A 15310-nucleotide genomic window follows, 5' to 3' on the forward strand; every position below is an offset into this window, starting at 1 on the left:
AAAACAAAACTAAAAGGAATGAGCCCTGTACAATACAGAACGCATTCCTCATTAGCTGCTTAAAATATGTGTCTAACTTTTTGGGTTCACTTCAAGAAAGCAGTGCCTTTATTCATAAGAACTTGGCATGAGCAATATAAGAATGAAATAAGCTAAAAAACCTGTTCCGAAACATAAGATAGCGATTAGCCAAAGGATGCGAATCATACTTGTGCTTACACCGAAATATTCTCCTAAACCACCGCATACGCCGAGAAACACTTTATCTGTTGAAGATTTACACAATCTTTTTTCTGTCATGAACACCTCTCCTTTTCGTGATTCACCATTTCTTTATGTAGTAGTGAATACATTATGTTTTCAGCAAATACAGAAACTACCGAATTATATTACCTGTTGGGGGAGAAGATTACAGTTTTATCGCGCTATTCGCGGGCAGTAAGCCCCCTATCTCAAGGTTCTGAGAAGTCAAAGAAGATAGCTGGGAGATAACTATCAATAAAAGCGATTTTTTGTAAATAAATACATTAAATTTCTGCCTATTTTTATTCACCACGACTTGCTTCTATTCATACAATATCTTGACTAAATAAACACCCAACTTACACACATACAGCTCTGGCTTAAGCAAGGAGGGTTATACCAATTGAAGGAAAAAGAATATCAATCTAAACCGTTGCTCACAAAAAGAGAAAGAGAAGTGTTTGAGTTACTCGTTCAAGATAAAACAACAAAAGAAATTGCAAGTGAACTTTTTATTAGTGAAAAAACCGTACGTAACCACATTTCAAATGCAATGCAAAAGCTAGGAGTTAAGGGACGCTCACAAGCAGTTGTCGAGCTCCTTCGTATGGGAGAACTTGAACTATAAAGAATGAAGCCGGCTTTCATGTAAAGAAAAGCCGGTTATTTTTGTATCTTGCAAATTACTAGGAAAAGGAGGAAAATAAAAAGGTCTATTCATGTACATAAGGTGAACCTTCTATTATTCTATGAATGAGTGCGCTGTTTTGAAATGTACAGTTAGATTATGAAAGAGAAAACGGGGCGATTGTTTTGAATAGAGCGATTGGTGTAATTGATTCAGGTGTTGGTGGTTTAACAGTAGCGAAAGAATTAATTCGGCAATTACCGAAAGAGCGAATTATATATTTAGGAGATACAGCACGTTGCCCGTATGGTCCGCGATCTCGTGAAGAAGTAAGACAATTTACATGGGAAATGACAGAACATTTACTAGCGCAGGATATTAAGATGCTCGTAATTGCTTGTAATACTGCAGCGGCAGTTGTGCTTGAAGAAATGCAAAAGAAATTATCTATTCCGGTTGTGGGTGTCATTCACCCGGGTGCACGTACTGCACTGAAAGTGACAAAAACATACCATGTGGGTGTAATTGGAACGATTGGAACAGTGAAAAGCGGTGCGTATGAATACGCGTTAAAATCGATTAACAACCGCGTATTAGTAGAGAGTTTAGCTTGCCCGCCGTTTGTTGAGCTTGTAGAAAGCGGAATTTTTGAGAGTGAAATGGCATACGAAGTGGTAAGCGAAACATTGCAACCATTGAAGAAAACAGAAATTGATACATTAATTTTAGGGTGTACGCATTATCCGATTTTAGGACCAGTTATTGGGCGGGTTATGGGTGATTCTGTACAATTGATTAGTTCAGGTGATGAAACAGCTCGTGAAGTAAGTACGATTTTGTATCATAGTAAGATGCTGCATGATATAGAAGAGCAAAGTGATCATCTGTTCTTAACAACAGGAGAAATTGATGTGTTTAAAGAAATTGCTTCGAAGTGGTTCGGACAACCAATTGAGAACGTGAAGCATATCGTTTTATAAAGTAGCCATTAAGTGAAGAAGAATATATATCCAAATTGAAAAACTAACATAAAACCTCTTTTTTAGGGGAGGACAAGAGCGTCTGGCCGCGCGTAGTAGCGGTCAGGGCCTTTTCTTGCCACATGCCAGGTTTTAAACAAAAGCAGCAGGCCGGTAGCGGGCATGTTGTATTCTGCATAGCAGCAATTTATGTGTTAAAAATCAAAGTGGATTTATACATAGAAAGACCATCCTTATTCAATGGGTATTTGCATAAGGATGGTCTTTTTTGACTGAAAATCATAGTGTAAAGTGAATGAGCCCATGCAAGATAAACGCTTTACTGTTCATAAGAGCTGTAACTTCTGATGGAAGTTTTACTTTATAAGTTGTGGAAGAACATCTGTTAGTTCTTGTTTGATTCGTTTTGCAAATGCTGGATGTTTACCTGAAGTAGATATACTTACAATATACTCATTATTTCGAATAACGGCAGGTGTGTGAAAAGATGATTGTGTGCCATCGCTTACGATATTAACCCACTGAAAGTCATGCGCTGCTTGTTTGACCATCATATTTACATCATGATGATTTGTTGCGGCATAAATGAGATGAGCATCTTTTATATCTTCATCTGTAAATGTTTTTTGTTTCCATGTAATATAGGAGAGTTTCCTCATTTCCTCACAAATATCTGGACTCACTACAGTAACAATAGCTCCTGTATCTTGTAATCCACACGCTTTTCGGTAGGCAATTTTGCCGCCTCCGATAATGACAACACGCTTGCCTTGCAGATTACATACAAGGGGATATAAGTTACACATGTACATATTCCTCCATTCGTTCTAATAATGCGGACTTCATGTAGGGATCAAATTGAAGGCAGTTGCATGTTGTGACGTTCGTGTATGTGTGTGCATGGCGCTCAATTTTCCGAAGTAATAATCCGGTAAAGAGAAGGTATGGCATGACGTATACATGTTGAGCTGATGAGGCTAAACCGTCGAGTCTTTCAGTAAAAGAAGGTGTTCCCTTTGTTAAAAAAGAGCAGGAAACGGGCATGCAAAGTTTTTGTTCAATTGCTGATCCGATTTGCTGTAATTCATATATAGGCTGAGGATCACTACTGCCTCGGCCTACGATTAGGATTTCACTATCTTGTATAGGTCTGGCTTCACGTATTCTTTTGATTACAAGTTCAACCATGAGCGGGTGTGTACTAAAGGGTGGTACAATTGAAAATGTAATATGTGGATAGCGCTTTTTCATTTGCTCAATTTCGAAAGGGACGTCACGTTTATAATGAGCTGCTGCAAATAATAAAACTGGGACAAGTAAAATCTCAGTTGCTCCGTCTAGAATTGCTTCTATAATCGCATCTTGGACAGTTGGTATTGTAAGTTCAAGAAAGCCGATTTTTTGGATATTTTCACTCCGCTCCTTTATAACGGACTGGACAAAGTGGATGAATTGCTCATTGCCTGCTTGTAATCGACTGCCGTGCCCGATATAAACAATCCCTTTCATTGTGCTGCCACTTCTTTCTCATTAAAAATAGCTTGTAACTCATAATCGATGTTCTGGAATCCGATTTTATTTGCGTACTGTAAAGTTAGTTCATCTGTATACGAGAACGGTAAATTGAAAATATGCATGAAACCAAGGCGTTTAACCTCTGCTATAAATGTATCAATTGCGGCGCGCCCTTCAAATACAATGCCATCCCATGTGAATTCAGAGAGCATACGTGTATGAATTTCGTCAAAACGATGATCTATTTTATATTCATGTGTCATTATATAAGAGCCAGGGCCGATTTTTTCTTGAATGACAGCAATTCGGTTAATATTTCGTCCTAGATACACAGTTGGTTTTGTAGAAAACCTTGCTTGTTCACTGAAGAGTCCATATTGCATAAGTGCTTCCTTGGCAGCATGATTCATATGCTGGAGAACTCCTTGTAAGGAACGGATATCTTTCCGATGCTGTGCGCATGATTGTAACAAGATTGCTACGCTTTCGGCTGAACAGAAAACGAGACGCTTGGCATCAAATATTTCACGGAGTTGTTCCTGTGTTAAAGTGTAATCTTGTTTTTGGAAAGTTGGAATTTGATATGTTTCTGCTCCAGCTTCTTGTAATTTTTTCTCTGCTTTACTTGTTTTATTTGATGAAGAGGCAAGTAAAACTTTTTTTCCGTGTAATGGTTTACGTTCTTTCCAAGCGATTTGTTTTCGTAAGGATACGACATCCCCAACAATTGTCATGGAAGGATTTGAAATGTGTTCCTTGTTGACGATATCAACAATTGTGGACAGTGTACCTGTAACGACTCGCTGTCTTCCGGTTGTACCCCATTCGATGACTGCTACTGGTGTATCTTTTTTCTTTCCGGTTTGCAGTAAGTTTTCGCAAATGGTTGGTAAGTTTTTAATGCCCATGTAAAAGGCAACAGTATCACTATTTAAGAGTGAGTTGTAGTTGACATGATCCTGAATCGGTCCCTTTGTATGACCAGTTAATAATGTCACGCTATTACTGTAGTCGCGATGGGTGAGAGGGATGCCGGCATACGCGCTAGCGGCGATGCTAGATGTAATACCTGGTACAATCTCATATGGAATGTTTTCTGCTGCTAAAGCAGCTGCTTCTTCGCCAACTCGGCCAAAGATAGAGGGATCTCCGCCTTTTAAGCGGACAACAGTCTTACCTTCTTTGGCAGATTGAAGTAAATGAGCGTTAATCATTTCTTGGCGCATAATATGATTTGTTGGCATTTTTCCGCAATAGACAAGTTCGCATGTTGACTTTGTATAGCGAAGTAAATTTTGATTCAATAAGCGGTCATATAAAACAATATCTGCTTTTTGTAAGCACTCTATTGCTTTTTTTGTAATAAGCCCTTCATCACCAGGTCCTGCACCAACTAAATATACGTATCCGTTCATCTCTACACCTCATCTGTTTTTACTGGAAAGGAAGCCGAGAAGAGGCTCCCTTATATAAGTTACATGTATATATAAATATCGCCATCAATAATTTGTACTTCATATGTTTGAATACAGCCGTCATCAGGTTTTTGTACTTCACCTGTTAGTAATGAAATTTTCCAATCGTGCAACGGACAAAAGACAAATTCGCCAGAAACAATCCCTTCTGCTAATGGGCCATTTTTATGAGGACACCGATTTTCTACAGCGCGGATGTCGCCGTTTGCAAGGCGAAATAAGGCAATAGACATGTCCTTTATGTGTACTTCCTTACCGATTTGTACAGGAAGATCTGCGGCAGGCATAATTTTTATTTTTTCTTTCGTTTGTAACATATGAATCGCTCCTTATTTTACAATCTCTACTTCATACATCGTTTTTAGTGATTGTGTTTCTAGTGCTTGTCCCCAAGCTTCTTCATAGGTATTTCGTGCTGTTTGGAAGCGTTCATTTAATTTAGCGATCATACTTTCATCATGCAGCACTTCTTTTATTTGATGTAAACCTATTCGTTCTACCCAAGGAGCTGTGCGTTCGCCGTAAATACCAGTTTCACGATAGTATTGTACGTACGCTGTGGCGATGCGAATTACATCTTCTTCCGAAGGGACAATCATTACAAAATCAGCTTCACGTACTTCTGTACCGCCGTTACCTCCGATATAAAGCTGGAAGCCATTTTCAACACAAACGACGCCAAAGTCTTTCGTTAATGCTTCTGCGCAGTTGCGCGGACAACCTGTTACACCCATTTTCATTTTATGTGGTGTATCTACCATTTCTAATGACTGCTCAAGCAACATACCAAGTCCTAATGAATCTTTTGTACCGAAGCGGCAGAAGCGGGATCCGACGCATGATTTTACATTGCGAAGAGACTTCGAATAGGCGTAGCCAGAATTCATATCAAGATCAGCCCACACTTTTGGTAAATCTTCTTTTTTAACACCATATAAACCGATGCGACTTGCACCTGTTATTTTTACGAGCGGGACGTCGTATTTCTTCGCAACTTCTGCGATTTTCATTAAATCATCTGCTGTTGTAACGCCGCCGTACATACGTGGAATAACAGAAAATGTTCCATCATGTTGAATATTGCCATTCATTCTTTCGTTAACGAAGCGAGATGCTTTATCATCGGCGTATTCTTCTGGACAAATCATACGTAAATAGTAATTTAATGCAGGACGGCATTTTGAACAACCTTCTTCGTGCGAGAAGTTAAGGACGTTTCGTACTTCTTTCGGTGACTTTAAGCCTTTTTCGTGAATTGCTGCTACAACTTCATCGCGAGATAATGTTGTGCACCCGCACATACCTGTAATTTGGACAGAAGCATCAAAGTTATCTCCAAGTGTATGAGATAAAATTTGTTCAACAACTGGGCGACATTTACCGCAGGATCCTGCTGCTTTTGTACACCCTTTTACTTCTTCAAATGTCGTTAAGTGTTGTTCTAAAATAGCGTGAACAATCGTTCCTTTTGTGACGCCATTACATCCGCAAACAGTTTCATCAGCACTCATACTTGCAACGTCAAGTCCGTTATCTTCACCAGCTTTATGAAGAAGAGAAGCAGGTGTGTATTCTTGTATATCTTCTTCCTTTTTTAACATGCTGAAGAGGCGTGTGCCATCAGTTGTATCACCATATAAAACAACACCAACAACTTTATTGTCCCGGATGAGTACCTTTTTATAGGAACGCGTACATTCGTCGAAAATGGAGATTGCTTTTGTGACATCATCTTCATAAATTTGACCAGCGGAGAATAAATCGCATCCTGCAACTTTCAGTTGTGTACCGACGATGCTGCCAGTATATCCATCTGTTTGTGTACTTGTAATGTGTTTTGCTAATATAGCACCTTGTTCATAAAGTGGTGCAACAAGTCCATATGCAATCCCGTCATGTTCTGCGCATTCTCCAACTGCATATATTGCTTCATCATTTGTTTGCATATAGTCATTGACTACAACACCACGGTTTACAATTAAACCAGCATCTTTTGCTAATTGTGTATTCGGACGTATTCCAACAGCCATCACAATTAAATCGCATGTTACAATATCGCCATCTGCAAATTGAATGCCCTCAACGTGGTTTGTACCAAGAATTTTTACTGTTTTCTTTTCCATAAGGAACTTCATACCTTGTGATTCTAAATCTTCACGTAGTAGTGAAGATGCCTTAGCATCGAGTTGTTGTTCCATTAAGTGCGGCATTAAATGAACAACATGCACGTCCATTCCTAAGTCAATAAGCCCTCGTGCGGCTTCTAAACCAAGTAATCCGCCGCCAATAACAACAGCTTTTTTATATTGCTTAGCGGTATCCATCATAAATTGTGTATCTTCAATTGTGCGAAAACCTGTTACACCAGGAAGATTTGCACCCTCTACAGGTAAAATAAAAGCACTGGATCCTGTTGCGATAATGAGTTTGTCGTACATAACAAGACGATTCTTTTCTGTAACAATGACTTGTTCTTTCCGATCGATTTGCATTACTTTTTCATTTGTATACAACGTAATATCATTTTCTTCGTACCAACTGTATTCGTTCATAATGATATCTTGTATATTTGTTTTTCCTTGTAGGACGTGGGAGAGCATAATGCGATTGTAGTTTGGATGTGGTTCGTCTCCAAAAATGGTAATGTCGTATAAGGTATCGTTTTGTTTTAAAATTTCTTCGATGCAGCGTATTCCAGCCATACCATTCCCGATCATGACTAAACGTGTTTTCATATTCATTTCCCTTCTTTTTTGTGAAATGTTTAACAAACTTTTATGCTTGTATTATAAAAGTTTTGGGAAATAAGGAGATGTGATATTTATCACAATTTTGGGGGATTCATAAATTGTTCAAATTTGTACAGTATTTGATCTTCATAGTCTTCTCTGCTTTAAGAGGATGCTTTGATTAATAGAAGCAAGATTTTGAAGAAATATAAATCCATTTTGATTTTTCAACATCTTTGTCTAGCTCTGCCTCCTAAGCCCTCATGTCTAAGAACCTTCCACACGAGAAGGTTCTTAGACATGAGGGCTTAAACAGTCGGCTCCGCTTTTCTTTATAAGTTGCGGTTATGTAAAACAAAAAGTGACCTGCACTCGTTTTCTCTCTTTGTTTTACCGTCGTACGTAGCAGGAAAAGACCCTGGCCGCTTCTATGCATGACCAGATACTCTCTTCTCTAAAAAGAAAGGGGGGTGTGTCCGTTTTTAAAATTGTATGTAACATACAATTTTGTATAGGTCTTTTTTAAAAGATAAGTTGTCATTGCTTGTTCTAAAGTGGGGACCAGGCTCGTATACATATAGTACAAACTTAGATTTTTTAGGAGGAAAGCGTATGCCTAAATCGACTTTCAAATGGCTTGTTTGTGCTACATTAAGTACAGTTTTATTAGCAGGGTGTGGCTTGTTTAGTAAGGAAAAAGGGACAGAGCAAATTGATCCGCCTAAGAAAGTAACATATACGGATGGTGAGAAGAAAGAAACTGCGAAACAAGGGCAAACGAAAAAATTAGATTTATATCTTGTAGATAAAAATGGTTATGTTGTGCCGCAAACGGTACAGTTACCTGCTCCGAAAGATAACGCGGTGATTAAGCAGTCATTACAATATTTAGTGAAAGACGGACCGGTAACAAATGTATTGCCAAATGGATTTCAAGCTGTGCTCCCAGCAGGCACAGAAATGACAGTTGATGTGAAAAAAGACGGGACTGCAGTTGTTGATTTTTCAAAAGAACTAAAAAGCTATAAAAAAGAAGAAGAACGCCGCATTGTAGAAGCAGTTACTTGGACATTAACGCAGTTTAAAGAAGTAAAGAATGTGAAGTTCAGCATGAATGGGCAAGATTTAGCGAAAATGCCTGTTGCTGGTACGCCGATTGGTAATGGGTTAAGCCGAGCAAACGGCATTAACTTTGATGATGAGCAAGTTGCTGATCTTGCAAATACAAAACCAATTACGCTCTATTTCTTGGCGCAAAGTAATAAGCAAACTTATTACGTGCCAGTAACACGCCGCGTTGCAGAAGGGAAGGAAAACGAAGTAGCAACAATTGTAAAAGAACTTGTGAAAGGACCGTCACATAAGTCGGCATTAACATATGATTTTAATCCGGGTGTGAAGTTAATCAATGAACCAAAACTTGAAAAAGGGACATTGACATTGAACTTTAATGAAAATATTTATGCGAATAAAGATAAAAGTAGGATTTCTAACTATGTACTACAGTCGCTTGTATTATCTGTAACAGAAAAACAAGGTGTGGAAAATGTGTCCATTCAAGTGGATGGAAAGGCGAATCTTGTTACAGAAAAAGGCGATAAATTAATAAAACCGGTTGCTCGTCCACAAAACGTGAATACAGGTGGTTTTTAAACAGAAATAATTTGATATACTTAATGTAGGAAGAGAAGGGGAATACATCTAATTCTCCTTCTTTTATTGTGATACATAACATAAATTTTTAATGGGCTATACTAACAAGTAGTAGTTACAAGGGGGTTATTTTTTATGCGAGTAGATGGTAGACAAGCATCAGAGCTGCGCCGTATACATATTCATACGAATTATTTAAAACATCCAGAAGGATCGGTATTAATTGAAGTTGGTGATACAAAGGTTATTTGTACAGCAACAATTGAAGATCGAGTTCCTCCGTTTATGAGAGGTGAAGGAAAAGGGTGGGTTACAGCAGAGTATTCCATGATTCCTCGTGCAACAGAACAGCGTACCATTCGTGAATCAAGTAAGGGGAAAGTAACGGGACGTACAATGGAAATTCAACGTTTAATTGGACGAGCATTGCGTGCTGTTGTTGATTTAGAAGCACTTGGTGAAAAAACAATTTGGATTGACTGTGATGTAATTCAAGCTGACGGCGGAACGCGAACAGCTTCTATTACTGGTGCGTATGTAGCGATGGTATTAGCGTTTGAGAAGCTTGTGGCAGCAGGGAAAGTATCGAAACTTCCAGTGAAAGATTTCTTGGCGGCAACGTCTGTTGGAATCGTTGATGAGCATGGCATTGTATTAGATTTAAATTATGCAGAAGATTCTAAGGCGAATGTTGATATGAATGTCATTATGACAGGAAAAGGACACTTTGTTGAAGTGCAAGGTACAGGAGAAGAAGCGACATTTAGCCGCGGTGAATTGAACGAGTTGCTTGATGTAGCAGAACAAGGGATTTTACAGCTTGTTGAAATGCAAAAAGAAGCATTAGGTGATATTGTAACTCATATGGAATAGAGGTGGAAAGTATGAAGCAAGTTGTCGTAGCGACAAAGAATGCCGGGAAAGTACGTGAATTTGCCGAGCTATTTGAAAAGTTTGATTTAGAAGTAAAATCACTTTATGATTTTCCTCATATTGAAGAAGTAGAGGAAACGGGTGAAACGTTTGAAGAAAACGCGATTTTAAAGGCGGAACATCTGTGTAAACAGCTAGGTGAAATTGTCATTGCAGATGATTCTGGTTTAATTGTAGATGCTTTGCAGGGGAAACCAGGTGTTCACTCTGCTCGTTATGCAGGTGAGGAAAAGAATGATCAAGCTAACATTCAAAAAGTGTTAGACGGATTAAAGGATGTTCCAATGGAGAAGCGTACAGCGCGTTTTTATTGCGCATTAGCTGTTGCATTTCCGCAAGAAGATAAAAAACCATTGATTGTAAATGGAACGTGTGAAGGAAAGATTTTAGAACAGCAGCGCGGGGAAAATGGATTTGGGTATGATCCCATTTTCTATGTAGAAGAATACAAAAGCGCAATGGCAGAATTGTCGTCGGATGAGAAAAATAAAATTAGTCATCGCGGACGCGCGCTTCGTAAATTAGAAGAAAAAATTCCAGTTTGGTTTTTAGGCGAAGAATAAAGTGAAACTTCCATCAGTGGGGGCTTCATCCCCCGTTGATGGAAAGCCCGACCAATCGGGATTTTACGGGCAGTTGTCCCCCGCCCATCTTTTTTGATTCTCTCTGAATATTGAGGTGGGGGTCTTATTGCCCACGAATAGCGGGATAATAAGGGAGCGAAACTGATGAAGGCGTTAATTGTGAGCGACAGTCACGGTTCTGTGAAAGAGCTAAAGCAATTAAAAGAGCAGTACGAGGGAAACGTAGATGTGATGATTCATTGCGGTGATTCGGAATTAACATCGCAGCACGTTGAACTAGAAGGGTTTCATGTAGTGAAAGGAAACTGTGATTTTGCCTTTGACTTTCCAAATGACATCATCACAGAAGTACAACATACACGTTTTCTCGTCACACATGGACATTTATACAATATTAAAATGACACTGCAAACACTTTTATATCGCGCGAAAGAAGCTGAGGTAAATGTCGTTTGCTTCGGTCATTCGCATATATTAGGAGCAGAAATCATAGACGATATTTTGTTTATCAATCCAGGAAGTATTCTTTTGCCGCGTTCGCGAAGAGAAAAAACATTTGCTGTACTCGAAATACAAGAAGGTCAAATAGACATACGTTTCCTTACTTTAGAAGGTGTAACTGTAGCACAAAAAACGTTTCAAATAGGGTGAAAAGAATTTTTTCACTCTATTTGAAAAAAATGTTGACTTTAATTATCATCGATAATATAATGAATATTGTCGATGAGGCATTAGAAAAAATTTCATATCATGCGGGTGTAGTTTAGTGGTAAAACAAGAGCCTTCCAAGCTCTGGTCGAGAGTTCGATTCTCTTCACCCGCTCCATGTCCCAGTAGCTCAGCAGGATAGAGCAACGGCCTTCTAAGCCGTCGGTCGGGAGTTCGAATCTCTCCTGGGACGCTAAAAAAACCTTGTTGGGGAAGCATTGAATCCCCGTATAATAAGCCTTTTAACTCGAAAGTTGAAACGTACAGTGTGCGGTCACTATCGAGTTAGGAGGCTTATTTTTTTATGTCTAAAAGACGTGATTCTTTAACGGTTAGTGAAGACTTATCGAATGTTTTTGACAGGAAGCTGGAAAGGAGAACTCTGAAGGGTTTAGCCGCAGGTAATACTGTGTATTTAACTATTGAGAAGGCGCTCTCTACAGTTGTACGTCAAATGAGAGCGACAGGCTTACGTGACCGTACTATTAGCGACTATGAGTTACATATTGGTCATTTTGTGAGTGTGACTGGTGCTGAGTTTCTCCAAGAGTTAACCGTTGATCACATCTATTTGTGGCTTTCATCCATGAATGTTAGTAATCAAACCAAGTTAACACGTTTGAAGTGTCTCAAAGCGTTTCTAGGAAGATGCTTCGATAATGGTTGGATTGAGTTTAACTTTTGGAAGAGTATCAAAATAAAGGTTGATAGCCCTGTTAAAGAAGGTGCAACGGATAGAGAAATTAATCTTCTACTTTCTATGCTAAATCTAACTCGCTTTATAGAATTGAGGGATGCTGCATCCGTATTACTTATTTATCAGACGGGTATTCGAGTTGGAACGTTGTCTCAATTGGAGCATAAACATGTGAACTTAGAAAATAAAGTGCTACGTATTGACGGTGGAATTATTAAGAATCACGAATCTATACATTTACCCTTTGATGATATTCTTGCTAGGGTCTTAGGTGCTCTTATGAAGCAAAACGATATTATCAGGAAAGAGTGTAATGTAAAGAACGATTATTTATTCGTTACGAAAAATGGAGGGCGGATTGCTACGAGTCCGACAAATAACAATATAACTAAGAGACTGAGTAAACATTCTAGGGATTACGGTCTGAAGAATATAAATCCTCATGCACTGAGAAGGGGATTTGCGAAGAATTTACTTAAGAAGGGGGCTAATATAGCTCTGATATCTAAAGCTTTAGGACATAGCGATCTAGCCGTTACTACACGTTATTTACATTTAGATAAGGAAGAGGTTGCTGAAAGTTTACGAAGTTTTTTGTAAATAAAAAAAGAGCATCTTGGCGGATGCTCCTTGTAGGGTAGACTGTTGGCGCAGTCCGTGACCCTAAAAATTCAACGTTAAAAACTAAATAAGGGATAATCCCGTATATTCAGTACCTTCATTCTATCGAAAAAATTCGAGGAATGCAAGGCTTCTTAAGTATTGCCTTTTTTAGGTGTTGAGTTACGGGATTTCTAAACGTGGGAATGACCTAACGCCACGCTAAAAACTTGAACAGGTGAGCCTTGCCGATGTCGGAAAGAAAGGCGCTGTACACTCAAATGCTTAACCCTTCCGAGCATGTACAGGCTAGGTGAATGCTGCCAGCAAAAGCGAAAGGCATGGAGTGGTGAGTCTGTCCTCTACGGAGGACGGGAGCTTGAATGAGATGTAATACATCTAAACGTATGGGAGACTCTATACGCTATCATTTAAGCAGTCAGAAATGACTTAAGCTAGGAAGGGTGCTTTGGAAACCTCAGATGAGAACTAAGGATGTACCCATATGTAGCTTAACCCCTTATCTCTTTAGATTATTTTTTATCTCTAGAGACAAGGGGTTTTCTATGCAAAGTTTTCCTAGAATTCCTCCACGGATGATATCAAAAACACATGTCCGACGGCAAGTAGGAATTGCTTAATAAAGTAGAAAACTTTTTATAAATAAAATGTGAAATTACTGATTCTTTCGATATACTCCTATAGGTAGAAATATATTAAATAGAAAAGGAGTGTATATGAATGACAAGAGTTCCTTATGTAGTATCCAAGCTTAAAATTTGGGATACTTATTTAAAGGGAGCTGAGAGAGGTGTGAAACTAAGAGGACAGTATGATGAGAGCGATATGGAGTACACGCAATTCCTTATAGAAGAGATAGTGCTACAACGTTATTACATTAGAAGACAACCAATCTTTAAATTGAAAGGAGTTAAACCATGCAAACAACTACGGATATGAAAATCAAAATAGTTAATGCTCGAAAGCTTCTACGTAAAACAGGACATTCCGTAACTACTAGAGAACAAAGAGAGTTCTACATTAAAAAGAAACGGCAAGAGGAAGGGAAGGACGAAAAGCGTTGGTTTTCATGGCAGGATACCGTCAATCATTTAGCGATGAAGTATACACTGAATGACGTTCAAAAGGGTTCGCTCCTACTTATGAGTACTTTCCTAAAGAGAAATAGTGACGGCTCCCTTTCAGATTCAAACGGTGGTAAACTTACAGTTAACAAGCTCGCTGATCTCACAGGAAAGTCAGTACGGCAAGCTAAACGCATTATAGAGGAATGTGCAAACGTTGGAGCATTGACTACACACAAAGAAGGAAAAGAGATTGTCATTACATTCACGGATATGCTTTACAAGTGCGGAACATTAGAAGGTGAAGACAGAAAGAATCACGTTAAAGTATATCAGCAACGAGTGAGAGAAGTATCCGAAAAGTTAACATTAAAGGAGCTTGGCTTACTAGCTGATTTGCTTGCTCATTTCCACTGGAAGACACATATCTTATGTGAGAATCCAACAGGAATCAGCACGCAAGATATTAAAGTTTGGCGTAGAAAAGATATTATTGAGAAGCTCGGATATAATCGAAAGTTTGTGTATGACACAATTAATAAGTTTAAAAAGAATCGTATCTTAATAGAGATATCAGCACAAATAGATGTTATCTGTTTGAGTCCATATATTGTGAGCCGTCAAGTTGAAAAGGTGACCTTAGAGCAAATAGAAGAGGTTGCCCACTCTATAGCAGACAACCTCACAAGTAATTCATATCTTTAAATATATAACCGAAAAGTCTCGCCTTACTCCTCCTACAGATTGGGCGGGGCTTTTTTGTATCTACTAATATTATAAATTAGAAAAGGTGAGGAATGCAAGTGTCGTTTTTGTCCACTTTTTAGCCTGTCAAGTGTCGTTTTTGTCCAAAAGTAAAAGTGGGTTGAGCCTTACGGAGAGTAAGCGTGAAAGCTGTTTTCTCTTCAGGAATGCTCTATTATCTATATAGGTTTTTACTTTAAAGGGAATAGCCGTTCACTAATAATGATACAAATCTCAATGTAATCATCTAAGGTAAACACTTGTGACAGTTCCGCTACGCTACACCATCACCGTCAACCTCTTATCTATTTATGGGTAAGCTTATCCGTTCTTTATATACACTCTTATAGAGATAGATACATTGACGGTGGGAGCGCCAGCGACTACGTGTATGCAATACACGATCCCTGCATGATGACATGCAAGTATAAGCTTAATAGATACATCTTATTAGATGTCCTTAATTGATTGAATGAATCTGCGGCTACAAAGCTAATTGAATCTATATAGATAATACATATATTGGAATCGTTAATTTCGATAGTTTAATCTGTAAAGTAAATTACCTTGACGGATGAAAATCTAATCTGAGACCTACTCCTAAGCTCTACCGCTGTGCGAAGCAAAGATACTCTCTTATTTAGACAATATCCACCGCTCGTGAAGGGTAATCATGTGGTAAAGAAAACAAAAAAGGCACGACCTCTAGTACGGAGTACGTCTCCGACTATTGAGT

General features: G+C 38.7%; 14 protein-coding genes and 2 tRNA genes. 10 read left to right on the top strand and 6 right to left on the bottom strand.

The features are described from left to right. Nucleotides 1-108 precede the first annotated feature (108 nt). A complete protein-coding gene (locus tag ACIGHG_RS22675; protein WP_090919609.1) occupies nucleotides 109-300 on the bottom strand; it encodes a PspC domain-containing protein in 192 nt (63 codons plus the stop codon). 346 nt (nucleotides 301-646) lie between these two features. Here ACIGHG_RS22675 and gerE point away from each other — a divergent pair, with 346 nt between their 5' ends. Both gerE and racE read left to right on the top strand, forming a co-directional pair. Further along, the gene (gene gerE / locus ACIGHG_RS22680) at nucleotides 647-871 is read left to right on the top strand and encodes a spore germination transcription factor GerE (RefSeq protein WP_020060005.1); all 225 of its coding nucleotides are present in this window, start codon (nucleotides 647-649) and stop codon (nucleotides 869-871) included. A gap of 179 nt (nucleotides 872-1050) precedes the next feature. Further along, nucleotides 1051-1851: a glutamate racemase gene (gene racE / locus ACIGHG_RS22685; protein WP_170857659.1), complete on the top strand. Its 801-nt coding sequence runs from the start codon at nucleotides 1051-1053 to the stop codon at nucleotides 1849-1851. A 356-nt stretch (nucleotides 1852-2207) separates the two neighbouring features. Here racE and ACIGHG_RS22690 read toward each other — a convergent pair whose 3' ends face one another. The 5 genes from ACIGHG_RS22690 to nirB are packed head-to-tail and all read right to left on the bottom strand — an operon-like array spanning nucleotide 2208 to nucleotide 7576. Then, nucleotides 2208-2657, bottom strand: coding sequence for a precorrin-2 dehydrogenase (locus tag ACIGHG_RS22690; RefSeq protein WP_336471086.1), 450 nt, complete (start codon nucleotides 2655-2657; stop codon nucleotides 2208-2210). Continuing rightward, on the bottom strand, nucleotides 2650-3360 hold the full coding sequence (locus ACIGHG_RS22695; protein ID WP_396550645.1) for a sirohydrochlorin chelatase: 711 nt from the start codon (nucleotides 3358-3360) through the stop codon (nucleotides 2650-2652). Before ACIGHG_RS22695 ends, ACIGHG_RS22690 begins: the two co-directional genes overlap by 8 nt. Then, on the bottom strand, nucleotides 3357-4781 hold the full coding sequence (locus ACIGHG_RS22700) for a uroporphyrin-III C-methyltransferase (protein ID WP_336471088.1): 1425 nt from the start codon (nucleotides 4779-4781) through the stop codon (nucleotides 3357-3359). The genes ACIGHG_RS22695 and ACIGHG_RS22700 overlap by 4 nt, the downstream gene beginning before the upstream one ends. Nucleotides 4782-4840: 59 nt before the next feature. Next, nucleotides 4841-5158, bottom strand: a complete 318-nt coding sequence (gene nirD, locus ACIGHG_RS22705) for a nitrite reductase small subunit NirD (protein ID WP_336471089.1) — start codon at nucleotides 5156-5158, stop codon at nucleotides 4841-4843. 12 nt (nucleotides 5159-5170) lie between these two features. Continuing rightward, nucleotides 5171-7576 (bottom strand): nitrite reductase large subunit NirB, encoded by a 2406-nt coding sequence (gene nirB, locus ACIGHG_RS22710; RefSeq protein ID WP_336471090.1) that lies wholly within the window; start codon nucleotides 7574-7576, stop codon nucleotides 5171-5173. A 606-nt stretch (nucleotides 7577-8182) separates the two neighbouring features. Between nirB and ACIGHG_RS22715 the strand changes: the two genes are divergently transcribed. The 8 genes from ACIGHG_RS22715 (at nucleotide 8183) to ACIGHG_RS22750 (ending at nucleotide 14535) form a co-directional block, all read left to right on the top strand. After that, nucleotides 8183-9223: a GerMN domain-containing protein gene (locus tag ACIGHG_RS22715; protein ID WP_336471091.1), complete on the top strand. Its 1041-nt coding sequence runs from the start codon at nucleotides 8183-8185 to the stop codon at nucleotides 9221-9223. Between the two features lie 135 nt (nucleotides 9224-9358). Beyond that, on the top strand, nucleotides 9359-10096 hold the full coding sequence (gene rph / locus ACIGHG_RS22720) for a ribonuclease PH (protein WP_336471092.1): 738 nt from the start codon (nucleotides 9359-9361) through the stop codon (nucleotides 10094-10096). An 11-nt stretch (nucleotides 10097-10107) separates the two neighbouring features. Further along, complete coding sequence (locus ACIGHG_RS22725; RefSeq protein WP_336471093.1) at nucleotides 10108-10719, top strand: XTP/dITP diphosphatase; 612 nt, start codon at nucleotides 10108-10110, stop codon at nucleotides 10717-10719. Nucleotides 10720-10884: 165 nt separating this feature from the next. Next, nucleotides 10885-11391: a metallophosphoesterase gene (locus ACIGHG_RS22730; protein ID WP_336471094.1), complete on the top strand. Its 507-nt coding sequence runs from the start codon at nucleotides 10885-10887 to the stop codon at nucleotides 11389-11391. A 101-nt stretch (nucleotides 11392-11492) separates the two neighbouring features. Beyond that, a tRNA-Gly gene (locus tag ACIGHG_RS22735) sits at nucleotides 11493-11566 on the top strand. 1 nt (nucleotide 11567) lies between these two features. After that, nucleotides 11568-11641: transfer RNA gene (locus ACIGHG_RS22740), tRNA-Arg, on the top strand. A gap of 111 nt (nucleotides 11642-11752) precedes the next feature. Next, nucleotides 11753-12745 carry a tyrosine-type recombinase/integrase gene (locus ACIGHG_RS22745; protein WP_396550649.1) on the top strand — a complete coding sequence of 331 codons (993 nt, stop codon included), beginning with the start codon at nucleotides 11753-11755 and terminating at the stop codon, nucleotides 12743-12745. Between the two features lie 938 nt (nucleotides 12746-13683). Beyond that, nucleotides 13684-14535, top strand: coding sequence for a hypothetical protein (locus ACIGHG_RS22750; protein WP_396550651.1), 852 nt, complete (start codon nucleotides 13684-13686; stop codon nucleotides 14533-14535). The last annotated feature ends 775 nt before the right edge of the window (nucleotides 14536-15310 follow it).

It is taken from the genome of Bacillus sp. NPDC077411, assembly GCF_044543425.1.
Classification (GTDB): Bacteria; Bacillota; Bacilli; order Bacillales; family Bacillaceae_G; genus Bacillus_A; species Bacillus_A bruguierae.